This is a genomic window from Nitrosomonas sp. sh817, assembly GCF_030908545.1.
GTDB lineage: Bacteria > Pseudomonadota > Gammaproteobacteria > Burkholderiales > Nitrosomonadaceae > Nitrosomonas.
On sequence record NZ_CP133083.1, the window covers coordinates 153326 to 175288 of the forward strand.

A 21963-nucleotide genomic window follows, 5' to 3' on the forward strand; every position below is an offset into this window, starting at 1 on the left:
GGTGTTTCTGTTGATCACAGTGCTTGCGTTATATTTAACGGTAATTATCAAACAATGGGAATGACAACTACTAGTACAAAAGCAAATGTGTTGATGCTGAAAAAGTTGTTGATTTTCACATTGATTATGTTCGCATTTGGCTATGCCTTGGTGCCGTTCTATGAAAAGTTTTGTGAAGTTACCGGTATTAATAATCTGTTAAAACCGGATGTACTCAGCAAGGATAACTGGGTGGATGAAAGCCGATGGTTAGCGATTGAGTTTGATGCCAATACAAGGGGATTACCTTGGAGTTTCAAACCTTTGCAAACTAGTGCTCGAATCCATCCCGGTGAGCCGATAAATGTGATGTACGAAATTACAAATAATTCAGATCGCGAAATAGCTGGACAAGCGATACCCAGCTATAGTCCTCGTTATCTGGAGAAATATTTAAAAAAATTTGAATGTTTCTGTTTTACTAAACAAGTGCTTAAGCCAAATGAAACAAGACAGATGCCAGTGCAGTTTGTAATCGATCCAGGACTCCCTGATGATATTAATACTGTTACGATTTCGTACACTTTCTTTGAGTTGCCAGAAGGTGTGAATGTTATTAAAAAATAAGGAAGTATTTTGAACGAGCAAACGAACAAGCCGGCAAAAGCAAGTATCGTGCAAATTGCAAAAGCCGTGTTGTTTGCGTTCATGGGGATTCGAAAAAAAAGCGATCTTGAGCATGATGCAGCAACGTTAACACCGGCTCAAGTCATTATAGGTGGAATCATTGGCGCAATACTGTTTGTATTTGGTGTAATGCTGATTGTCAGATTGGTTGTAAGTTAGAAATTAAAAATCATAAGTAAGAGGAGAGAAGAATGAGTCAAGAATCAGGACACTATTATGTCCCAGCTCCATCGTCATATCCGATCATCGGATCGACAGCAATTTTGTTCATGGGATCTGGTGCTGCATTGACCATGAATAAAATAGAAACGGGCTACTGGCTGTTAGCAATTGGATTTTCAATACTGATCTATATGCTGTTCGGATGGTTTGGAACCGTTGCAAGAGAAAGTGAAGGCGGAAAATACGGAGAGCAAGTTGATAAATCCTTCCGTTGGGGGATGAGCTGGTTTATTTTTACAGAGGTAATGTTCTTCTGTGCTTTTTTTGGTGCATTATTTTACATGCGCAATCTCTCGATACCATGGTTAGCAGAAGAAAGCACCGTTTTGGGAAACAGCTTTTGGTCAGCGTATGATGGTAAATGGCCAACAACTGGACCTGGTGATTATGATCCATTCACGCCAATGGGTGCATGGGGATTGCCAGCATTTAACACGATGTTACTGTTAACATCCGGTGTGACATTGACAATCGCACATTGGAGATTGAAAGAAAACAGACGAGATGGCATAAAACTCTGGATGTTGGCAACGATCGCTTTAGGCGCAACGTTCATTGCTTGTCAAGCATACGAATACGTTCATGCATATCAAGATTTAAATCTGAAATTAACGACTGGTGCGTACGGCGCAACATTCTTCATGTTGACAGGTTTCCATGGTTTTCACGTGACAATTGGAACGATTATGTTGATCGTTATCTATTTCCGTTGTGCGTCTGGCCATTTTACGCCTGAGCATCATTTCGGGTTTGAAGGGGTGGCTTGGTATTGGCACTTTGTTGACGTTGTATGGCTGGGATTGTTCGTATTCGTCTATCTGATGTGACGAATTACTTCAGCTTTGCATAATGATTCCAGCTTTTGCACTGATTGCATGAAATGGTGAAAAAGCTGGAATCTGTTTTTACGGTAGCATTGATGAATGAATATTCTGGGGTACCAGTTTGAACCTAGGTTATGGTCTGTCATTTTAACCTTAGTTGCGATTGCCGTTTTTTCGAATCTCGGATTGTGGCAATTATCGAGAGCGGACGAAAAGCAATCACAATATGACCAGCTTGAACAATTTGCAAAGCAACCTGCAGTCTTGTTACCTTCAACACTCGTAAAGTTAGCTGATTTTGAATATCGGGATGTTGAAGTACAAGGTGAATTTGTTAATGAAAAGACAATTTACCTTGACAATAAAACTTATCAAGGAAGAGCGGGTTATCACATCATTACCCCGCTGAGAATTGCTAACAGCTCTCTTCATGTGGCAGTAAATAGAGGGTGGGTGGCGACAGGCTACGATAGATCGGTATTACCTCCAGTTAAAGATATCAAAGGCGAGGTGCGCATAGCTGGAACCGTTGTTTCGCCAAATATCAAAACATTTGAATTATCAGATAAGCAAGCTGATAAACAGGTTTGGAACAGCTTGTCACTGGAAAAATATCAACAAGCATTGGATCTTACGCTGCAACCCCTGTTGATTTTACAGAAAAGTAAAGAAGACGATGGGTTGATAAAGGATTGGCATAAACCTGAATCAGGTGCAACAAAAAATATAGGCTATGCGGTGCAGTGGTTTTCACTCGCAGCTACCACAATAATTATTTTTATAGTATTGAATGTCAAACGCAGAAATAAAGAAAAGCAACAGACGTAAATTTATTCTTCTGTTGATTCTGATGTGCTCACCAGTTTTTATTTCATATGTGCTGTATTTTATGGAATATCGGCCTGAGAGCAAAAATTATGGTGATTTAATACCGATCGTTAAACTGACCGGTAAAGGCACAAATCAAATAGACAATACCATATTTCGGATTAAAGATTTACATGGAAAGTGGATATTAGTCACGATAGATTCCGCTGAGCAATGCGATGAAGCGTGTAAGAAAAAACTATACCTCATGAGACAAGTCAGAATGGTGCAGGGCAAAGAAAAGCACCGGATAGAACGGCTTTGGTTAATAAACGATGACACTAAACTCAGTGAGGAATTATTAAAAGAATATGAAGGAACATATTTTGTTAGCGCTAAAGATAGCGAGTTACTCGAATTAATTGAAACCAAGGAATCGCAAACAAAGCACATCTACTTGGTTGATCCAATAGGCAATTTGATGATGCGCTTTCCTGAGAATGTCGACGGTACCAAAATGGGGCATGACTTGAAACGCTTGCTTCACGTATCGCAAATAGAGCATTAAGACCGATTAAAATATAGTAATTAAAACATTAGTAGTCTGAATAAGGAGATCAAAAAAATGGCTTCCAGTTTGACATGGCAAGAGACGGCATCGCGAATTAATCAATTCTATCGATTGACCAAGCCCCGCGTGGTATCGCTGATTGTTTTCACTGCCGTAATTGGCATGTTTTTGGCAGTACCCGGGGCAGTACCATTAGATACCCTAATACTGGCAACGACAGGTATTGCTTTGGTAGCCGGTGCCGCCGCCGCATTAAACTGTCTGGTCGAGCACAAGTTGGATGTAGTAATGGCGAGAACAAAAGGAAGACCGCTACCGCAAGGAAAAGTCAGCGTTCCGGAAACATTATTTTTTCTGTCAATCGTAGGTGGTTTGGGCTTGTTCATTTTGTATTACTGGGTCAATGAACTGACTATGTGGCTGACGTTAGGAACGTTTGTCGGATATGCGATTATCTATACCGTGATTTTAAAACCACTGACGCCACAAAATATCGTAATTGGTGGCGCATCTGGCGCGATGCCTCCGGTGTTGGGCTGGACCGCGGTTACCGGTGAGATTGCAAGCGATGCTTTATTGTTATTCTTGATTATCTTTGCATGGACGCCGCCTCATTTTTGGGCGCTGGCGTTGTATCGTAAAAACGAATACGCTTCTATCGGTATGCCGATGTTGCCAGTAACGCACGGCGATCAATTTACCAAATTGCATGTATTGCTCTACACATTCATTCTGTGCGCCGTAACGATTCTTCCATACGTTACTCAAATGAGCGGCTTGATTTATTTAGGGAGCACCTTGATACTGAATAGCATTTTCCTATACTATGCCATCGAAATTTATCGCAATTACAGCGATAAATTAGCGCGTGAAGCTTTTCGCTATTCAATTCTGTACTTGGCATTGCTGTTCGTTGCTTTGCTTGTTGATCATTATTTCCATTTCTAAAACGAACTGATTCATTAATTAAAAAAGCGCCTGCAGGCGCTTTTTTATTTCGAGGCGTGATTTAAATTCAGTCCGTAGCAGGAAACAATTTTCCCGGATTAAGAATATTATTGGGGTCAAACACCCGTTTGATAGCACGCATCAGATTCAGCGTCGATGCATCAATTTCCTTGGTCACAAAAGCGCGCTTTTCACTGCCGACCCCATGTTCACCTGACAAGGTTCCGCGTAGATTAATCACCAAGTTGAAAACTTCATCCAAGCACTGTTCAGCGCGCGCCACTTCTTCTGGGTTATCCGGGTTGATTAGCAAATTAACATGGATATTGCCATTGCCAGCATGGCCGAAATTAACATTGTGCAATCGGTACTGATTGCTTAATTGCGTTAATCCTGCCAAGAATTGCGGCAAAGTATCAACCGGCACCACGACATCTTCATTGATTTTCTTCGGGGCGATTTCGCGGAGTAATGGTGACAGGGCTTTACGAGCTTTCCACAGCGCCGCTATGTTGTCGACCTCTCCTGCAAAAATTAAATGCTCAGATTGACAGGCAGCTAAGATGGCCGCGACCGATTCAGCCATATCACGACCAGAACCATCGACTTCGATCATCAGCATTGCATGTGTATCAGCCGGAAGCATGTCGGGGTAACGGCCACGAATCAAATTAAGCGATCCGGCATCGAGAAACTCAAGAGCGCTGGGCAATTGCGGCAGGGTCATAATTTTAACAATCGCAGCAGTGCAACTGGAAAGATCGCGATAATGCGCGGTAATGCCGGTAACGGCATTAGGCAATGCGGTTAATTTCAACGTGGCTTCCGTGATCACCGCCAGCGTGCCTTCGGAGCCTATCAATAAGCGAGTGAGATCATAACCGACCACTCCTTTGGTGGTATAACACCCGGTTGTAATAACCTCCCCAGCGCCAGTGATCGCTTTTAAACCCAAGACATGCTCGCGCGTGGTGCCATATTTAACAGCATGCGGGCCACCGGCTCCCGTCGCAATATTGCCGCCGATGGTGGAGAAAGCCGCACTCGATGGGTCCGGCGGCCAAAAAAAACCGTGCGGTTTGGCAGCGTCTTGAACCGATTGATTCAAGGCGCCAGGCTGCGCGACGATGACGCGATTTGCAGGATCAACCACTAATATTCGGGTCATGCGTTCCAACGACAATGCGATGCCGCCGAATTCAGGCAAGCTGCCGCCCGCCGTGCCTGTTCCTCTGCCGCGAGGAATTAATGGCACCTGGAATTGGTTGCACAACCCTAGAATTTGCCGGATTTCATCGGCTGAGGTTGGAAACAGCACCGCATCCGGCGGAAAAATCTTGCGGCTGTTGTCGTAGGCGTACGCGTAACAATCCACCGGATCGGTATAGAACCGCTCAGGCGGGAAGATTTGCCCTATTTGCGTGATCAGTTCCGCAGGCAACATCGCAAAAACAGCGCAAGTTAATCCATATATTCGAATACTTTCACCACCTTACGCACGCCGGAAGTGGAGCTGGCAATTTTTGCGGCATGATCGGCTTCTTGACGCTTCACGATACCCATCAAATATACAACGCTATTTTCAGACACGATTTTTACATGGCTAACATGAAATTTCCGCTCGGCAAGAAACCGCGCTTTTACTTTGGATGTCAGCAATACGTCGTTACTGCGCGAAGCCAGCGATGTCATCGAAGCGACGGCGATTTCGTTGTGAATGCGCCGCACGTTATCGACGCCCATGACTACGCGTTCGATGTTTTGCTTGAGTTCTTCCGACGATGCCTCTCCGGTTAACAGAACCACGCGGTTATAACTGGTAACATTGACATGCACGCTATCGCTGAATTGTTGATGGATACGCCGTGCGCTTTTAAGCTCAATGCCTTCATCCTCAATGAAAATGCCGCTGGTTCTGCGGTCTTCAGCAATATACGAACCCGAACCGGGTGCAGTGCTCAGAGAATACATCGGGCAGCCCGACAGTAATGGCAGGCAGAGTAGCAGTAACAACCCATTCCTATTGAGAGATTTCATTTGCAGGACTCCATAGAATTCAAAATTCAAGGGCGATAATACAGTAAAATAACGCGATCACGAATAAACAATTGGCGGCGTTATCTGCGATTAAACATCATGAGCGCAAAAGAAACGGATGCCGCGCAAAGCGGACAAGAACACAGTGCCGATACGTACGCCGATGAATCAGCGGTCATCGGTGTGACAGCGGGAGAAGAACGCTATTTGATTCCGATGACGGAAGTCAGCGAAGTCATCGTCATGCCGAAGCTTGCGCATGTTCCGTTGACGCAGCCCTGGTTTCTTGGATTGGCCAACGTGCGCGGCAACCTTTACGGTATTACCGACCTGGGTGTGTATCTCGGCGATAAACCGGTGCCGTTCAATTTGAAATCGCGGGTGTTGTTGTCATTCACCGACAACAAAGTTTATGGCGGCTTTGCCGTGCATAGTATGCTCGGAATCCGCAAGCTATCGGAATTCACTCAAGTCAAATCGCCCAAAAAGAAACTACCCGCCGGGATCCGGGCGCACTATCAAGATGCCGAAGGGCGGATCTGGAAAGCGCTCAGTTTATATGCGTTGATTCGTGACGATAAATTTCTGCAGATTGCCCGGTGAATGACACGCATTTTTTTACAACCCGCTAACATCAAAATTACAACTTTAAATTATGTCGATATCTTCGATCGCTGCAAAAGAAAAAGCCAAGATTCTGGCGGAGGCATTGCCTTACATTCAACGTTTTCACGGTAAAACCATCGTCATCAAATACGGCGGCAACGCCATGGTGGAAGAAAACCTCAAGCACGGATTCGCGCGCGATGTCGTGCTGCTGAAACTGGTCGGTATGAACCCGGTGGTGGTGCATGGCGGCGGGCCGCAGATCGACGACATGCTCAAGCGCGTCGGCAAGCAGGGCGAATTCATTCAAGGCATGCGCGTCACCGATGCGGAAACCATGAATGTCGTCGAAATGGTGCTGGGCGGCTCGGTCAACAAGGACATCGTCAATCTGATCAATCGCCACGGCGGCAAGGCGGTCGGGCTAACCGGCAAAGACGGCGCGTTTATCCGCGCCAAAAAAATGTTGATGCCGGATCGCGAAACCGCGGGCAAGTGGATCAACATCGGCCAAGTCGGCGAGATCGAATCGATCGATCCGGCGCTGATCGCATTACTTGATACTCAAGACTTCATTCCGGTGATTGCGCCGATTGGCGTCGGCAGCGAAGGCGAAGCCTACAACATCAACGCCGACCTGGTCGCCGGCAAGCTGGCGGAAATTCTGCAAGCGGAAAAATTGATTTTGCTGTCGAACATTCCCGGTGTCATGGACAAGGACGGCAAACTATTGACCGGTCTGACTGCGCAACGCGTCGACGAACTGTTTGCCGACGGCACGATTTCTGGCGGCATGCTGCCGAAGATTGGTTCGGCTTTGGATGCGGTCAAGAAAGGCGTCAAGTCGTGCCATATCATCGACGGGCGAGTCGAACACGCCCTGTTGCTGGAAATTTTGACCGATCAAGGGGTCGGTACCCTGATCAAGGAAAATTGACAGCACCGGTGTTACCAGCGCTTACCCAGTGCCGTTAAAATCCCGCGCAGAATTTGCACTTCCTCTTTCTCCAGCCGCGCCTTTGAGAACAGGCGGCGGATACGCTGCATCAGCAATTTGGGTCTCTCCGGAACTAGGTAATCGCTGGCAATCATCGCCTGCTCCAGATGCGCATAGAATAATTCCAGATCATTAAAATTGGCCGGTGATTCAACCGGGGCGGCAGGTGCGTCATTTTCCAGCAGCGCCATGCGCAGCTCATACGCCATAACTTGCACCGCGCTGGCCAGGTTCAGCGACGTGAATTCCGGATTTGCGGGAATATGGATAATCATCTGGCACTTACTGACCTCCGCGGTCGTCAGCCCGGAGGTTTCCGCGCCAAACAGCAAAGCAACCGGTTGATGCCGTGCGTAACGCAATAATTCCCGCGCGCCCTGCCGCGCATCAAACACATCGGGCGAAAGATCGCGTGACCGCGCGGTGATCGCAGCACTCAGCACGGTATTATCCAATGCCTCATCCAGCTCGGCGCATACCTTAATTTTTTCCAGAATATCGCGCGCTCTGACCGCGCGGGCATCCGCTTCTCTATCCGGAAACGACTCCGGATTAATCAAATACAGCGAGCTGAGTCCCATCGTTTTCATCGCCCGCGCCGCCGCGCCGATGTTACCGGGATGGCTGGTATGGCTGAGTACAATGCGGATATGGTCGAGCGGGCAAGGGCTATTCATAATACAAGCAGGTGAGTGTCGAGAAACAAAGCGGGTGATTTTAACAGAGGAAGGAATCCGGTACATGACGTCCGCGAGGTCAGATTGATCATTCAAAGTTATAATGCGACTAATGACCCGGTGGGCAGCAGCCATGCATTTGCGCGGTATTCTGAAGAAGCGGTTATACGATTACTTATTTTGGAGTTATTAATGGCGAAACCAGCAACAACCAAATCTTTGCGTTCAATTTATCAATTCAAGGTTACATTGAACGGCATCCGCCCGCCGGTATGGCGCCGGTTCCTGATTGCCAGCACCGACAGCCTGGCGGACTTGCATCTTGTGGTGCAAATCGTGATGGGCTGGACCGATTCGCATTTGCATGAGTTTGTGAAAGGTAAAGAATGCTACGGTGTGCCGGACGAAGATTTTCCGTCGGATATTCACGATGAATCCAAATTCCGCATCGATCAGGTGTTGAAACAGGAGAAAGACAAACTGCGTTATACCTACGACTTCGGCGACGGCTGGGATCATGACATCGTGCTGGAAAAAATCCTGCCGTTTGATACCAAAACCAAATTATCGGCGTGCCTCAAGGGAAGTCGCGCCTGTCCACCGGAAGATGTCGGCGGAACGCCAGGGTATGAGATGTTCCTCGAAGCGATTGCCGATCCCGATCATCCGGAACATGCCGAGATATTGGAATGGCTCGGCGAATCGTTCGACCCCGAGCATTTTGATTTGGCGGAAGCGAATAATTTGCTGCAAAACTGATGCGTGATAACACCAGGCCGGCACTTGAATCAATGTTTCTTTGACAAAGAATCCCGCGATGACAACAAACGATAACAAAACCAACCCTCCTAGCGGCAACCGGGAATCACGGCAGGAAATACTGCCGGATAATGAATTCGGTCTTGAACCGCAGTTGTCATCACCAAGCACACCGGCTGCGAAGAAGGCACCGGCGGCAAAAACCGTAACCGGGCGTGCAACCACCGGCCAGCAAGCCGCCGAAGTGCTCAGCTACCGCCACGGCGACAAACGCACCAACAATCCGCATGTCGGCATGGTCGACACGCATTCCGACGGCGTGGAAGGCAAAACCGTGTGGCAATACGATCCGCATATCGACCCGGCGCTGCAATTCGACAGCCAGCGCATCCCCATTGAAAACCTGATCGACGAGGCACTCGCGTCCGGTGTAATTTAAGTAAGTGGATGAATTCTTAAGAGGCAGTTTGGATGCTAATAATGTAATTATGTGCTTGTATATGAGAGTGATTCTATGAATAACAACAAATCTCTGATTCATAGCTCTATACCTTAAAAAAATGGAAAAGAAAGAAATTAAAGATTCTATAAAGCAATTTGGGAAAGATCTTGAAAAGGCATTTGAAAAGAAAAAATATATTGTTTTTCTTTGTGGACCGACATTGGATAGAGCTGACGAAGATGATGCAGCCAAATTGAGATTACGACTTAAGACTGAACTTGAAGGAGAGGATTTTGAGGTTGTATTAGGAGAGGATGATGGACTTGAAGATCTTAGGACGCGCTACGCAGGAATGGCGCATGAAAATGAGTTGGAATTTATCAGTAATTACAGTAATTCAGTACTTTTGATAGCATCAAGTGTTGGGTCGTTTTGTGAGCTTGGATTATTCTCGTATCATCATGTAAGGGAAAATGCACGCCACACAGATTTTATATTGATTTTAGATGAAAAATATAAGAATGATTTTTCTTACCTAAATGAAGGGCCAGCAAAAGCAATAGAAAACTTTGGAAAATTGATACATGGGAATTTTTCTAATTTTGATACACAGCCAATAATAGGTCGCCTTCGAACAAGGCGGAATGTTTGGTTTACAGATCCTAAAGGAAAAAAAGAAAGCTCATGAGCGTCAAATTTAACAATCAACTTTTGTTCTACGGATTGGGAGTAATCCAACCTGCGACACCTTTTGAAGTTATCGAATTTCTCCGTCTAATTTATCCCGATATTAAGCAATGGCCAGATGAAGAAATGCTTAATCAGATATTCTCTGAGTGGTTAAGATTGCGTTATGTAATTATATTAAATAAGGAATATCGTCTTTTTTCTTTGACCTCAATGGCAAATCCAAGAATGGATTGGAAATTACGAAAACTTCGCGATAAAGCCAGGCTTACCTTGCTCAGAGAGTTATATGATGCTAGCCTTAAAAGGTCGGAAGTAGCGAAACAAGATTTGGATGGCGATTCGCCATCTTCAGAAAGTAGCACAATTTTACAAGAAGGCACGCGGCCAGTAAATTCTGGCTCTGCGCCTTCGCGACTAACGTCGACTCGTCACAGCCCCAGAATTTACTGGCCGCGAGTCGTTGAGCAACTGAATTCTAGAGTTGGCCTTGATTCTCAAACTTCCGACATTCCTTCTTATCGCTTCAGATATTGTTCTTTTCCAAATCTTAGATTACTTCAAGAAGCAAGCTCAGATTCTCCACTTGAACGAGATATGAGTTTGTCACAGCTAGCGCTTGCGATTGGCATTTCTCCACGACTATTAACATCGTTTATTCACAAGCCCGGAAATCATTACAGATTTTTTGATATTAGCAAGAAAGGTGGGGGGAAACGTCAAATAGCATCACCACGCTTTTTCCTAAAAACAGTTCAATACTGGATTAAGTCATATATTTTGTATCATTTAAAAATTCATGATTCTTGCCACGCATATCTGGTTAAAAAATCAATAATTACTAATGCAGAGAAGCATGTCAGAAAGGAATTTGTGGCGAATATTGATATTGAAGATTTTTTTGGAAGCATTAAAACGGATCATGTTTCTCAACTACTCAAAAAGAATGAAATAGGCGAAAGGCTGTCGAGAGTCGTCGCTCACTTGGTAACACTTAATGGAAAGTTGCCACAAGGTGCACCAACCAGCCCTACCATCTCAAATGCTTTTCTGTATGAATTTGATAATTCATTAACAAAAATATCGCGTGAAGCTGGCTTGGAGTATTCGAGATATGCTGATGATATCACTATAAGTGGAAGTTCTCGTTCAGCTATAGAATCGGTAATTTCTGAATGCAGAACTCTTCTTTTACGCTACGGCTTAAAATTAAATGAAAATAAATCGAGAATTGCAACTTCTCACTCCAGCCAACGTGTCACAGGATTGGTTGTAAATGAAAAAATACAACCTCCTCGTGAATTTCAACGGAAAATCAGAGCAATTTTCCATAGAGTCAATAAAAATCCAGAGAGTTATATCGAAAGAATAAGTGAGTTACGTGGGTACTATAGCTATCTGTCATCGTTTAATGCAATAAAAGGTAGTAGACATCTACAGAGGTATAGAATGGTAATCAATAAACTCAAAACGGTAGCAAGAAATAATTCGAGTTCTCTGATATAAAATTATTTCTTGAAAAATATCAGCTATCTATGTAGTTATGGTTTGTAGAGATCTTTCTTCCAAAACCTGATCTTCCGCGCGGCACGAAAGTTGTTTTTGCAAAACGCCGACAGTTTCGGCGGCGATAAGCAGTTTTTGGCGGTGCAGTTGATCCGCATCGTCGAGCAATTTCTCCGTAGCGACAAATTGCATATTCCCAGCGTGTGGCATCAAGACCCGATGCGTCAGCAGATTTTATTTGCGCTGAATATGGATACCGTGGTCGGGCATGTGAACCGGTTTGTCCGGTTGCAAAATACCGAGAAGCTCGAAGCCGTGTTCGATGAATTGCAGCCGATCGGTTCCACATCCCGCATGCGCTCGTGGTTGACCACCAAGCCATGCCAGGCGACGGTGCGGTCGCAGATCAGCCATGTGGTGTACGACAGTACGTGGGAGAAAGCAGTAGCGGATTTGTGCGAAAAAGTCCCGCAAGTGGTGGTGTGGGCCAAGAACGACCATCTGGATTTTGTCATCCGTTATTTGTGGAATGGTTCTTCACGTAATTTCGTGCCGGATTATTTGATCCGGCTCGATAACGGCAAAACGCTGGTGCTGGAAGTGAAAGGCGTCGACGATGAGCGCAACAGGATGAAGCGTGCAGCGATGGTAGTTTGGATCAAGACGGTTAACGAGCAAGGCGGTTTCGGGCAGTGGTGCTTTGACGTGGTATTTGAACCGGCGAGAACGCGGGATGTGATCATGCAGCATGCGGGATCTGCTGGCTAGGACAGATGTCCTAAAAAAAGAGTCGGCGATTCCTATGTTCTTGGAAATTTTTTTGCTGTATTTTTGAAAATTATCAAGAAAGAACATAAAGGGGGGAGAGATGAAACAATGGATGGGATTTTTAGCTGCGGTTTTAATCGCAACGCCAATGCAACAGGCATTAGCGGCTACAGCTGTCGTTGAAGTGAAAGCGTTGGAAAATTCGACCGGCGGCGGTAGCGGGGCTTCGGTATCGGTCATCGCGGGCAATTCATTTTCGGTTTCCGTTGATCCGCTAGATTTATGGAGCGCAGGTGCGTTGCCGCGCTGGTCCAATGCCGATGGCTTGACGGGGTCATTATTTGCAACGGGTGCTCCGGATACCAATGGTGACGATCCGGGTGTTCCGGTTGGAACCTTGATCGGTAGTAACTTTGGTTTGCTGAATTTGGGCGGTTTGTCAGCACCGTTTGGAACATTGGTAGGGCAGTGGGGAAGCGGCGGTAACTATTTCGCAATCGGTACTGCCTATACCGGCATTGCGCTTGAGAATACGCTGAATCTATTTTATTTCGACAGTAATAACGGCGATAACATGGGAAGTATTTTAGCGACTGTGACAGCCGTTCCGGAACCTGAAACTTATGCGATGCTGTTGGCGGGCCTTGGTTTGCTCGGTTTTGTTGTAAATCGTAAAAGATCGCTTCACGCATAACATATTTCTTTCATAACATTTGTATCAATGGAGATCGATCGATGAAAACTAAAATTATTGCAAATTTATCAATGCTGGCATTTTTCGGTGCAGCAAGCAGTGCTTATGCGGGTGTTGCGCCGGACAGCTACGACATGCTGAACGGCAATACCGGCAGTTATAACTACTGGGATGAAACCTATAATGGCAGCGGTTGCGTAACTTGTGACAATGCGGCTTTGTCGGGCGGACGTGGTGATTTGACCGATGGCATCATCGCGACGGAAAACTGGTTTATTACCGAAGCGCCGGTGGGCAACGGTCCTTATGTCGGCTGGACCATCGATCCGGTGATCACGTTTCATTGGAATACGCCAGTGAATATCACCTCTGTGACGTTTCATTTTGATGATTCCAATGGTTCGGGGGGTGTCAGTTCGCCGGCGAGCGTGACGGTAGATGGCACAACCTTTCCAATTACCGATCCGCTTGGCTCCTCGCCATTTGCTTTCGTAGCGGATGGTTTATCGTTTAGCGGTAACGATCTAGTGGTGTCGATCACCAGAAGTAATTCTTGGGTTTTCCTCAGCGAAGTGGAGTTTAATGCCGCGCCGGTTCCGGAGCCTGAAACCTATGCAATGCTGTTGGCGGGTCTTGGTTTGCTTGGTTTTGCAGTACGCCGAAGAAAAGCAATGACAGCCTAGTTACAAGTATTTTCTAATGTGAAACGGGAGCCTAGGCTCCCGTTTTTGTTTACGGTTGTCGCGAGTTTATGCAAATTCCGCTACTTTGGCGTTTTGCAGCCGGTAGCCGTAACCGTAAATGGTGACGATATCCCATTGACTTTGCGGGGTGAACTGAAGTTTGTTACGGAGACGGCTAATATGTGTATCAACTGTGCGAGTATCAATTTCAGCCGACAATCCCCAGATTTTCTCGAGTAAGTGAATTCTCGACAGGAGTTTGTTTTGATTCTGAAAAAGGTAGTTTGCGAGTGAGAATTCTTTTTGCGTCAGTCCGGTGTTTTTTCCTGCTACAGTGATTTCTTGGTTGTCGTAGTCGATTGCATAGGGTCCGAAATGAGCGACAGATGATTGTTTTTCACGATTGCGGCGTGTCAGTGATTCGATTCTGGCGAGTAATTCAAAGTGCCGGGTCGATTTTACGAAATAATCGTCAGCCCCCATATGCAGAACATGCACAACGTCCGCTTCACTATCGCGCGATGTCACGCAAATGATCGGAATATGCCAATTGTAGTTTCCGCGAATCCATTTAAGTACTTCTTCCGCTGTGCCGTCGGGGAGCATCCAATCCAGCACCAGCAAATCGAATTTTTGTTCTTTCAGCGCTTGAAGAAACGCGGCTATTGATTCAAAAATCTCACATTGGTAGTGCGCGTGGGAAAATAGTAGCTCATAGATGGCTATTTGAGTGGGTTCGTCTTCAAGTATTCCTAATCGCATAGATATCAGTATTTATGACAACAAATAAATTTTGAAGCAATGTATTGTAAAAACTGGTGTTTTCTTGGATTCAATGCAAGGTAAACAAACTTTTAGTTTTGTAATCGGGTAATCAGAATATTTCTTGAATGCTAAAAGGTGCTCTCTCTGCAAATATAGAGGGTCTGAATAGATGCAGGCTTATAGAAATTTATTCAGTTGCAATCAATGATCTATCTGATATCTAGGGAGTATTTGTCATTGATCACTATTAAATGATTGAATTTTATTAGTAATCGTGTATCTTATCTGGGTCTTTTGGATTCAAGCTGTTAAATGCGATGCTAATGGTTGACCTTTTTTCCTTGATATTCGATGACCGCCACGGCTTGCCGTGGACGTTGTTTTTTATTTAATTATTAAGGAAATCTATGGCAACAGGCACAGTAAAATGGTTCAATGATTCGAAAGGTTTTGGTTTTATTACTCCGGATGATGGCGGCGAAGATATATTTGCTCATTTCTCTGCAATCAATAGTGGTGGTTATAAATCATTACGCGAAGCACAGCGCGTGACCTTCGACGTTACTACAGGACCAAAAGGGAAGCAGGCTGCAAACATCATGCCGCAATAGGCAAATAGGTTGTGGTGCGAAATACTGATCACAAGAAAGACCCCCGCTGACGCGGGGGATGAGAAGGGATAGAGCGTAAGCGCTATCTGATTGATATTCAGAACATAACCGCATCGTCAACTTGAATCAATGATTGTTTCATTGAAAGATTAATCGCGTTGGTCACCATCTATTTTCAAATATTTCGCAAAATTTAAAAAAAAGTCTTGACCGATACTTTAGAGTCTGTATAATTCCGCTTCTCGCTGCATGAGCAACAAAAAACGTAGCGATGTTCTTTAAAAAAATACAATCGATAGGTGTGAATACTTGAGAAGCTAAAAGGCAAAAAGCCTAAAAATTTAAGTATTCGCAAGAATGTAGAAATTGGTAAATTAATCAAAATCAACGTCTAGCGAGAGTTTTACCAGAATTAAACTTAAGAGTTTGATCCTGGCTCAGATTGAACGCTGGCGGCATGCTTTACACATGCAAGTCGAACGGCAGCACAAACTTCGGTTTGGTGGCGAGTGGCGAACGGGTGAGTAATGCATCGGAACGTGTCCTAAAGTGGGGGATAACGCATCGAAAGATGCGCTAATACCGCATAATCTCTGAGGAGAAAAGTGGGGGATCGAAAGACCTCATGCTTTTGGAGCGGCCGATGTCTGATTAGCTAGTTGGTGGGGTAATGGCCTACCAAGGCGACGATCAGTAGTTGGTCTGAGAGGATGGCCAGCCACACTGGGACTGAGACACGGCCCAGACTCCTACGGGAGGCAGCAGTGGGGAATTTTGGACAATGGGCGAAAGCCTGATCCAGCAATGCCGCGTGAGTGAAGAAGGCCTTCGGGTTGTAAAGCTCTTTCAGTTGAGAAGAAAAAATTGTGACTAATACTTGCAATTCATGACAGTATCAACAGAAGAAGCACCGGCTAACTACGTGCCAGCAGCCGCGGTAATACGTAGGGTGCAAGCGTTAATCGGAATTATTGGGCGTAAAGGGTGCGCAGGCGGTTTTGTAAGTCAGATGTGAAATCCCCGGGCTTAACCTGGGAATTGCGTTTGAAACTACAAGACTAGAGTGTGGCAGAGGGGGGTGGAATTCCATGTGTAGCAGTGAAATGCGTAGAGATGTGGAAGAACATCGATGGCGAAGGCAACCCCCTGGGTTAACACTGACGCTCAGGCACGAAAGCGTGGGGAGCAAACAGGATTAGATACCCTGGTAGTCCACGCCCTAAACTATGTCAACTAGTTGTCGGATCTTAATAGATTTGGTAACGTAGCTAACGCGTGAAGTTGACCGCCTGGGGAGTACGGTCGCAAGATTAAAACTCAAAGGAATTGACGGGGACCCGCACAAGCGGTGGATTATGTGGATTAATTCGATGCAACGCGAAAAACCTTACCTACCCTTGACATGTGCAGAATTTCACAGAGATGAGAAAGTGCCCGAAAGGGAGCTGCAACACAGGTGCTGCATGGCTGTCGTCAGCTCGTGTCGTGAGATGTTGGGTTAAGTCCCGCAACGAGCGCAACCCTTGTCATTAATTGCTACCATTTAGTTGGGCACTTTAATGAGACTGCCGGTGATAAACCGGAGGAAGGTGGGGATGACGTCAAGTCCTCATGGCCCTTATGGGTAGGGCTTCACACGTAATACAATGGCGCGTACAGAGGGTTGCCAACTCGCGAGAGGGAGCTAATCTCATAAAGCGCGTCGTAGTCCGGATCGGAGTCTGCAACTCGACTCCGTGAAGTCGGAATCGCTAGTAATCGCGGATCAGCATGTCGCGGTGAATACGTTCCCGGGTCTTGTACACACCGCCCGTCACACCATGGGAGTGGGCTTCACCAGAAGCAGGTAGTCTAACCGCAAGGAGGGCGCTTGCCACGGTGAGGTTCATGACTGGGGTGAAGTCGTAACAAGGTAGCCGTAGGGGAACCTGCGGCTGGATCACCTCCTTTCAAGAAATGGCTGAATCAAGTATTCACAACCTATCGATTGTTATATAGACAGAGCTAAGAACCATGATTTTGCTAATGTGTATTCCATGTAAATGGTGCTTAAGCTATTTGGGTCTGTAGCTCAGCTGGTTAGAGCACACGCTTGATAAGCGTGGGGTCGGTGGTTCAAGTCCACCCAGACCCACCATCGGCATAGAAGGGGGTGTAGCTCAGCTGGGAGAGCACCTGCTTTGCAAGCAGGGGGTCATCGGTTCGATCCCGTTCACCTCCACCAATGTTTTATTGCGATTATAAAATAATAAATAGGTGGATTTGTAAAAGCAACTAGCGGCTGTGTCTATAAAAATTGTGTTTTTTTGTTCTTTAAAAATATGGAAAATAAAAACTCTCATTTAAATAATGAAAGTTAAGGGTTAGATTGTGTCTTTATAAAATAAAGATATGAAAAGCAATAAAATGTAGTAATAACTATAACGTTAATAATTTTTAAAGTTATAGGATCAAGTAAATAAGTGCAAGTGGTGGATGCCTTGGCGATTACAGGCGATGAAGGACGTGGAAGCCTGCGAAAAGCTTCGGGGAGTTGGCAAGCAAACTTTGATCCGGAGATGTCCGAATGGGGAAACCTGACTCTTGTCTAATTGGTTTTTGCGGAGTGCGAGAGCTTATTAGGCAAGAATCAACCTTAATTGAATATATAGATTAAGCGTGGCGAACCTGGTGAACTGAAACATCTAAGTAACCAGAGGAAAAGAAATCAACAGAGATTCCCAAAGTAGCGGCGAGCGAAATGGGAGTAGCCATCAATATTTAGCATTTGAATTAATCGAATTTTCTGGAAAGTTAAACCATAGTAGGTGATAGTCCTGTAGGTGAAAATTCAAATGTGGAACTAGGATTGAGAAAAGTAGAGCGGGACACGAGAAATCTTGCTTGAAGACGGGGGGACCATCCTCCAAGGCTAAATACTCGTAATCGACCGATAGTGAACCAGTACCGTGAGGGAAAGGCGAAAAGAACCCCGGAAGGGGAGTGAAATAGATCCTGAAACCGCTTGCATACAAACAGTGGGAGCTCGAAAGAGTGACTGCGTACCTTTTGTATAATGGGTCAGCGACTTACATTCAGTAGCAAGCTTAACCGAGTAGGGGAAGCGTAGCGAAAGCGAGTCTTAATAGGGCGCAAGTTGCTGGGTGTAGACCCGAAACCAGATGAGCTATTCATGGCCAGGATGAAGCGAGGGTAACACCTCGTGAAGGTCCGAACCCACTAGTGTTGAAAAACTAGGGGATGAGCTGTGAATAGGGGTGAAAGGCTAAACAAATCTGGAAATAGCTGGTTCTCTCCGAAAACTATTTAGGTAGTGCCTCATGTATCACCTTTGGGGGTAGAGCACTGTTATGGCTAGGGGGTCATCGCGACTTACCAAACCATTGCAAACTCCGAATACCAAAGAGTGCGAGCATGGGAGACAGACATCGGGTGCTAACGTCCGGTGTCAAAAGGGAAACAACCCAGACCCTCAGCTAAGGTCCCCAAGATATAGTTAAGTGGTAAACGAAGTGGGAAGGCATAGACAGTCAGGAGGTTGGCTTAGAAGCAGCCACCCTTTAAAGAAAGCGTAATAGCTCACTGATCGAGTCGTCCTGCGCGGAAGATGTAACGGGGCTTAAACTATACACCGAAGCTAGGGATTTACAGTAATGTAGATGGTAGGAGAGCGTTCCGTAAGCCTGCGAAGGTGGCTTGTAAAGGCTGCTGGAGGTATCGGAAGTGCGAATGCTGACATGAGTAGCGATAAAGGGAGTGAAAGACTCCCTCGCCGAAAACCCAAGGTTTCCTGTGCAACGCTAATCGGCGCAGGGTGAGTCGGCCCCTAAGGTGAGGCAGAAATGCGTAGCTGATGGGAAACTGGTTAAAATTCCAGTACCTTTATTTAATGCGATGCGGGGACGAAGAAGGTTAGCTCAGCCGGGTGTTGGATGTCCCGGTTTAAGCAAGTAGATATGCTGCTTAGGAAAATCCGGGCGGCTAAATCGAGATGTGATAACGAAACACTCCTCGGAGTGCCAAGTGAGTAATACCATGCTTCCAGGAAAATCCGCTAAGCTTCAGTTAAATGAAGACCGTACCGAAAACCGACACAGGTGGGTAGGATGAGAATTCTAAGGCGCTTGAGAGAACTCAGGAGAAGGAACTCGGCAAAATGACACCGTAACTTCGGGAGAAGGTGTGCCTTTGGTATGTGTAGCGCCTTGCGCGTGAAGCAGAAAAAGGTTGCAAAAAATAGGTGGCTGCGACTGTTTAATAAAAACACAGCACTCTGCAAACACGTAAGTGGACGTATAGAGTGTGACGCCTGCCCGGTGCCGGAAGGTTAAATGATGGGGTGAGAGCTCTTGATTGAAGCCCCGGTAAACGGCGGCCGTAACTATAACGGTCCTAAGGTAGCGAAATTCCTTGTCGGGTAAGTTCCGACCTGCACGAATGGCGTAACGATGGCCACACTGTCTCCTCCTGGGACTCAGCGAAGTTGAAGTGTTTGTGAAGATGCAATCTCCCCGCGGCTAGACGGAAAGACCCCGTGCACCTTTACTGTAGCTTTACATTGGACTTTGATAACATTTGTGTAGGATAGGTGGGAGGCTTTGAAGTAGATTCGCCAGAATCTATGGAGCCAACCTTGAAATACCACCCTAATGTTGTTGGGGTTCTAACCTAGATCCATTATCTGGATTGGGGACCGTGTATGGTAGGCAGTTTGACTGGGGCGGTCTCCTCCCAAATTGTAACGGAGGAGTACGAAGGTACGCTAGGTACGGTCGGAAATCGTGCTAATAGTGCAATGGCAAAAGCGTGCTTAACTGCGAGACTGACAAGTCGAGCAGGTGCGAAAGCAGGTCATAGTGATCCGGTGGTTCTGTATGGAAGGGCCATCGCTCAACGGATAAAAGGTACGCCGGGGATAACAGGCTGATTCCTCCCAAGAGTTCATATCGACGGGGGAGTTTGGCACCTCGATGTCGGCTCATCACATCCTGGGGCTGTAGCCGGTCCCAAGGGTATGGCTGTTCGCCATTTAAAGTGGTACGTGAGCTGGGTTTAAAACGTCGTGAGACAGTTTGGTCCCTATCTGCCGTGGGCGTTGGAAGTTTGAGTGGACCTGCTCCTAGTACGAGAGGACCGGAGTGGACGCACCTCTGGTGTACCGGTTATGACGCCAGTCGTATCGCCGGGTAGCTAAGTGCGGACGAGATAACCGCTGAAAGCATCTAAGCGGGAAACTTACCACAAGATGAGACTTCCCGAGGGTTAAACCCTCCTAAAGGTTCGTCGAAGACTACGACGTTGATAGGTCGGGTGTGGAAGCATAGTAATATGTTAAGCTAACCGATACTAATTGACCGTGAGGCTTGATCCTATAACTATAAATTTTATTAAGTTATAATAATTTTTTATCTAACTCTATTTTATTTTCCGTTTTTTACGCTTGGCGGCCATAGCACTTTGGACCCACCTCTTCCCATACCGAACAGAACCGTGAAACGAAGTTGCGCCGATGATAGTGTGCATACGCATGTGAAAGTAGGTTACCGCCAGGCACTTAATAAATAAAAAACCCTTTCATAATTTTTTTATGAAAGGGTTTTTTATTTATTAAGCAGACTTAACATTGAAATGCAACTTTTGTAAAAAGCTTGACAGACAAGCTACGGTAGTATCGGAGCTGCTCTTGGACGACTGTATTCCTTCAACCGCACTACAATAGTTTCCGTTGCAAGCGGTAGCAATTCATCAATTCGGTTATTATAGCCCACAGACAGCGAGTTTGTCAGCGACGGTAAATAGCGATTTGTAGCCGCCGTAGTTTCCGGCTCAAAATCGTTGCTGGATACGCCCACAGGTAGGCGCACTATTTTTTTCCGCTGCCGGGATCAGTTGCGCCACCGGGGTTTCATCGGCGTGCAGCACACGTCCTTGCCAATAAGTACAAAATTGGCCGGCCAGCGGTTACAGCGCCACGCCGACGTGTCCAACTCATTCCGCCAGAAGGTGGAAAAAGCGATAGCGTGACATCTTCCTGCGCGACGATTTGTGCGATGCGATACAGCGGCATCTACTCGAATTCCGCTTCAATCGCCGAAACATCGGTTTGTCAGTCTTCTTCGAACAAGCTTAACTGCTGCGCCCGCGACAGTGCTTCGCTCTTCGCACCGTAGCGAATGCGGCGCAGATGCGCCAGTTTCAGCACCAACCGCCTAGTTTTCGCTTTCAGCAGCTTGCGCTCGTTTTGTGCTCGCGCGAGCAGTGATTAAATCAGATTTGATATCTCGGTTTTAGCTTCCGGCGTGAGGTTTAGATGATCTAACTCGAATGTGATTGCCTGTGCGGTTGCAAAACACAAACGCTGAACCCGCGCAAGGTGATCGCTGCAAAGCCTGCTCCACCAACACCGACAACCCGGCGATACCGTCGATGGCAGAGTTTCAACACATGATTGCTCCTTCCGTGGAGACGAAGCGTATCCGCCGGTTTGCCGTACTTCTGAGATGACATTGTTCCTCCTTGTGAAAGGTTTGAAGATAGCGATGGTGTGTCAGAGCGTTAATGTGGTGGAGGCTTACTTTTTTTCGATGATCGGGCTGATGAAGGAATAGTTAGGCGTTTATCCGCAACTAAGAACATGAGGATGAACGCTACGACCAATATTTAGCGCGTTACGCGGCTCATGGTTTAGAGCGC

The 21963-nt window shown here is 46.2% G+C and carries 23 protein-coding genes, 2 tRNA genes and 3 rRNA genes; 21 read left to right on the forward strand and 7 right to left on the reverse strand.

From position 1 onward, the window contains the following. Window positions 1-60: 60 nt before the first annotated feature. The 6 genes from RBH92_RS00805 to cyoE all read left to right on the forward strand — a co-directional run bounded on the left by RBH92_RS00805 (window position 61) and on the right by cyoE (window position 4038). Window positions 61-606: a cytochrome c oxidase assembly protein gene (locus tag RBH92_RS00805; protein WP_292922571.1), complete on the forward strand. Its 546-nt coding sequence runs from the start codon at window positions 61-63 to the stop codon at window positions 604-606. A 9-nt stretch (window positions 607-615) separates the two neighbouring features. Then, window positions 616-825, forward strand: coding sequence for a DUF2970 domain-containing protein (locus RBH92_RS00810; RefSeq protein ID WP_292922034.1), 210 nt, complete (start codon window positions 616-618; stop codon window positions 823-825). A 32-nt stretch (window positions 826-857) separates the two neighbouring features. Next, complete coding sequence (locus RBH92_RS00815; protein WP_307932848.1) at window positions 858-1715, forward strand: cytochrome c oxidase subunit 3; 858 nt, start codon at window positions 858-860, stop codon at window positions 1713-1715. A gap of 96 nt (window positions 1716-1811) precedes the next feature. Continuing rightward, window positions 1812-2540, forward strand: coding sequence for an SURF1 family protein (locus tag RBH92_RS00820; RefSeq protein ID WP_307932849.1), 729 nt, complete (start codon window positions 1812-1814; stop codon window positions 2538-2540). A 61-nt stretch (window positions 2541-2601) separates the two neighbouring features. Beyond that, complete coding sequence (locus RBH92_RS00825; protein WP_307932850.1) at window positions 2602-3087, forward strand: SCO family protein; 486 nt, start codon at window positions 2602-2604, stop codon at window positions 3085-3087. A 57-nt stretch (window positions 3088-3144) separates the two neighbouring features. Then, window positions 3145-4038 carry a heme o synthase gene (gene cyoE / locus RBH92_RS00830; protein ID WP_307932851.1) on the forward strand — a complete coding sequence of 298 codons (894 nt, stop codon included), beginning with the start codon at window positions 3145-3147 and terminating at the stop codon, window positions 4036-4038. Between the two features lie 67 nt (window positions 4039-4105). On the opposite strand, the gene RBH92_RS00835 is transcribed toward cyoE, so the two are convergent. Together RBH92_RS00835 and RBH92_RS00840 are read right to left on the reverse strand one after the other, a co-directional pair. Continuing rightward, a complete protein-coding gene (locus RBH92_RS00835; protein WP_307932852.1) occupies window positions 4106-5482 on the reverse strand; it encodes an FAD-binding oxidoreductase in 1377 nt (458 codons plus the stop codon). A 17-nt stretch (window positions 5483-5499) separates the two neighbouring features. Continuing rightward, on the reverse strand, window positions 5500-6075 hold the full coding sequence (locus RBH92_RS00840; RefSeq protein ID WP_307932853.1) for a BON domain-containing protein: 576 nt from the start codon (window positions 6073-6075) through the stop codon (window positions 5500-5502). Window positions 6076-6174: 99 nt separating this feature from the next. Between RBH92_RS00840 and RBH92_RS00845 the strand changes: the two genes are divergently transcribed. Continuing rightward, entirely contained in the window at window positions 6175-6678 is a 504-nt protein-coding gene (locus RBH92_RS00845; RefSeq protein WP_307932854.1) for a chemotaxis protein CheW, read from the forward strand. Window positions 6679-6730: 52 nt separating this feature from the next. Then, on the forward strand, window positions 6731-7618 hold the full coding sequence (argB, locus tag RBH92_RS00850) for an acetylglutamate kinase (protein ID WP_307932855.1): 888 nt from the start codon (window positions 6731-6733) through the stop codon (window positions 7616-7618). Window positions 7619-7629: 11 nt separating this feature from the next. Here argB and RBH92_RS00855 read toward each other — a convergent pair whose 3' ends face one another. After that, entirely contained in the window at window positions 7630-8355 is a 726-nt protein-coding gene (locus RBH92_RS00855) for an RNA methyltransferase (RefSeq protein ID WP_307932856.1), read from the reverse strand. 192 nt (window positions 8356-8547) lie between these two features. Here RBH92_RS00855 and RBH92_RS00860 point away from each other — a divergent pair, with 192 nt between their 5' ends. The 7 genes from RBH92_RS00860 to RBH92_RS00890 all read left to right on the forward strand — a co-directional run bounded on the left by RBH92_RS00860 (window position 8548) and on the right by RBH92_RS00890 (window position 13894). Next, entirely contained in the window at window positions 8548-9114 is a 567-nt protein-coding gene (locus RBH92_RS00860; protein WP_307932857.1) for a plasmid pRiA4b ORF-3 family protein, read from the forward strand. A 58-nt stretch (window positions 9115-9172) separates the two neighbouring features. After that, on the forward strand, window positions 9173-9553 hold the full coding sequence (locus RBH92_RS00865) for a hypothetical protein (RefSeq protein WP_307932858.1): 381 nt from the start codon (window positions 9173-9175) through the stop codon (window positions 9551-9553). A gap of 121 nt (window positions 9554-9674) precedes the next feature. Continuing rightward, window positions 9675-10244, forward strand: coding sequence for a hypothetical protein (locus RBH92_RS00870; RefSeq protein ID WP_307932859.1), 570 nt, complete (start codon window positions 9675-9677; stop codon window positions 10242-10244). Further along, window positions 10241-11749, forward strand: coding sequence for a retron St85 family RNA-directed DNA polymerase (locus tag RBH92_RS00875; protein WP_307932860.1), 1509 nt, complete (start codon window positions 10241-10243; stop codon window positions 11747-11749). The genes RBH92_RS00870 and RBH92_RS00875 overlap by 4 nt, the downstream gene beginning before the upstream one ends. A gap of 96 nt (window positions 11750-11845) precedes the next feature. Next, the gene (locus RBH92_RS00880; protein ID WP_307932861.1) at window positions 11846-12517 is read left to right on the forward strand and encodes a hypothetical protein; all 672 of its coding nucleotides are present in this window, start codon (window positions 11846-11848) and stop codon (window positions 12515-12517) included. Between the two features lie 100 nt (window positions 12518-12617). After that, window positions 12618-13211: a PEP-CTERM sorting domain-containing protein gene (locus tag RBH92_RS00885; protein WP_307932862.1), complete on the forward strand. Its 594-nt coding sequence runs from the start codon at window positions 12618-12620 to the stop codon at window positions 13209-13211. 41 nt (window positions 13212-13252) lie between these two features. After that, window positions 13253-13894, forward strand: a complete 642-nt coding sequence (locus RBH92_RS00890) for an FxDxF family PEP-CTERM protein (protein WP_307932863.1) — start codon at window positions 13253-13255, stop codon at window positions 13892-13894. A 66-nt stretch (window positions 13895-13960) separates the two neighbouring features. Here RBH92_RS00890 and RBH92_RS00895 read toward each other — a convergent pair whose 3' ends face one another. Next, window positions 13961-14656, reverse strand: coding sequence for a response regulator transcription factor (locus tag RBH92_RS00895; RefSeq protein WP_307932864.1), 696 nt, complete (start codon window positions 14654-14656; stop codon window positions 13961-13963). A 410-nt stretch (window positions 14657-15066) separates the two neighbouring features. Between RBH92_RS00895 and RBH92_RS00900 the strand changes: the two genes are divergently transcribed. The 6 genes from RBH92_RS00900 (at window position 15067) to rrf (ending at window position 20822) form a co-directional block, all read left to right on the forward strand. Next, window positions 15067-15270 carry a cold-shock protein gene (locus RBH92_RS00900; protein ID WP_292922015.1) on the forward strand — a complete coding sequence of 68 codons (204 nt, stop codon included), beginning with the start codon at window positions 15067-15069 and terminating at the stop codon, window positions 15268-15270. A 414-nt stretch (window positions 15271-15684) separates the two neighbouring features. After that, a 16S ribosomal RNA gene (locus RBH92_RS00905) occupies window positions 15685-17220 on the forward strand. Window positions 17221-17330: 110 nt separating this feature from the next. Continuing rightward, window positions 17331-17407: transfer RNA gene (locus tag RBH92_RS00910), tRNA-Ile, on the forward strand. Between the two features lie 11 nt (window positions 17408-17418). Further along, window positions 17419-17494 (forward strand) — tRNA-Ala (locus RBH92_RS00915). Between the two features lie 224 nt (window positions 17495-17718). Next, a 23S ribosomal RNA gene (locus RBH92_RS00920) occupies window positions 17719-20641 on the forward strand. Window positions 20642-20709: 68 nt separating this feature from the next. Beyond that, window positions 20710-20822 (forward strand): 5S ribosomal RNA (rrf, locus tag RBH92_RS00925). The 16S, 23S and 5S rRNA genes sit together here with 2 tRNA genes alongside, the layout of an rRNA operon. 353 nt (window positions 20823-21175) lie before the next feature. On the opposite strand, the gene RBH92_RS00930 is transcribed toward rrf, so the two are convergent. From RBH92_RS00930 to tnpB, 3 genes are all read right to left on the reverse strand, one after another. After that, window positions 21176-21337 carry a hypothetical protein gene (locus RBH92_RS00930; protein ID WP_307932865.1) on the reverse strand — a complete coding sequence of 54 codons (162 nt, stop codon included), beginning with the start codon at window positions 21335-21337 and terminating at the stop codon, window positions 21176-21178. A gap of 39 nt (window positions 21338-21376) precedes the next feature. After that, window positions 21377-21472, reverse strand: a complete 96-nt coding sequence (locus tag RBH92_RS14930; RefSeq protein WP_374049942.1) for an IS66 family transposase — start codon at window positions 21470-21472, stop codon at window positions 21377-21379. Between the two features lie 85 nt (window positions 21473-21557). Next, window positions 21558-21674: an IS66 family insertion sequence element accessory protein TnpB gene (gene tnpB, locus RBH92_RS14935; RefSeq protein ID WP_374049952.1), complete on the reverse strand. Its 117-nt coding sequence runs from the start codon at window positions 21672-21674 to the stop codon at window positions 21558-21560. Between the last annotated feature and the right edge of the window lie 289 nt (window positions 21675-21963).

Coding starts and splice junctions, on each gene's coding strand:
- RBH92_RS00805 (WP_292922571.1), top strand. CDS start 61: ATGACAACTACTAGTACAAAAGCAAATGTGTTGATGCTGAAAAAGTTG.
- RBH92_RS00815 (WP_307932848.1), top strand. CDS start 858: ATGAGTCAAGAATCAGGACACTATTATGTCCCAGCTCCATCGTCATAT.
- RBH92_RS00820 (WP_307932849.1), top strand. CDS start 1,812: ATGAATATTCTGGGGTACCAGTTTGAACCTAGGTTATGGTCTGTCATT.
- RBH92_RS00825 (WP_307932850.1), top strand. CDS start 2,602: ATGGAATATCGGCCTGAGAGCAAAAATTATGGTGATTTAATACCGATC.
- cyoE (WP_307932851.1), top strand. CDS start 3,145: ATGGCTTCCAGTTTGACATGGCAAGAGACGGCATCGCGAATTAATCAA.
- RBH92_RS00835 (WP_307932852.1), bottom strand. CDS start 5,482: ATGTTGCCTGCGGAACTGATCACGCAAATAGGGCAAATCTTCCCGCCT.
- RBH92_RS00840 (WP_307932853.1), bottom strand. CDS start 6,075: ATGAAATCTCTCAATAGGAATGGGTTGTTACTGCTACTCTGCCTGCCA.
- RBH92_RS00845 (WP_307932854.1), top strand. CDS start 6,175: ATGAGCGCAAAAGAAACGGATGCCGCGCAAAGCGGACAAGAACACAGT.
- argB (WP_307932855.1), top strand. CDS start 6,731: ATGTCGATATCTTCGATCGCTGCAAAAGAAAAAGCCAAGATTCTGGCG.
- RBH92_RS00855 (WP_307932856.1), bottom strand. CDS start 8,355: ATGAATAGCCCTTGCCCGCTCGACCATATCCGCATTGTACTCAGCCAT.
- RBH92_RS00860 (WP_307932857.1), top strand. CDS start 8,548: ATGGCGAAACCAGCAACAACCAAATCTTTGCGTTCAATTTATCAATTC.
- RBH92_RS00865 (WP_307932858.1), top strand. CDS start 9,173: ATGACAACAAACGATAACAAAACCAACCCTCCTAGCGGCAACCGGGAA.
- RBH92_RS00870 (WP_307932859.1), top strand. CDS start 9,675: ATGGAAAAGAAAGAAATTAAAGATTCTATAAAGCAATTTGGGAAAGAT.
- RBH92_RS00875 (WP_307932860.1), top strand. CDS start 10,241: ATGAGCGTCAAATTTAACAATCAACTTTTGTTCTACGGATTGGGAGTA.
- RBH92_RS00885 (WP_307932862.1), top strand. CDS start 12,618: ATGAAACAATGGATGGGATTTTTAGCTGCGGTTTTAATCGCAACGCCA.
- RBH92_RS00890 (WP_307932863.1), top strand. CDS start 13,253: ATGAAAACTAAAATTATTGCAAATTTATCAATGCTGGCATTTTTCGGT.
- RBH92_RS00895 (WP_307932864.1), bottom strand. CDS start 14,656: ATGCGATTAGGAATACTTGAAGACGAACCCACTCAAATAGCCATCTAT.
- RBH92_RS00900 (WP_292922015.1), top strand. CDS start 15,067: ATGGCAACAGGCACAGTAAAATGGTTCAATGATTCGAAAGGTTTTGGT.
- RBH92_RS00930 (WP_307932865.1), bottom strand. CDS start 21,337: ATGCCGCTGTATCGCATCGCACAAATCGTCGCGCAGGAAGATGTCACG.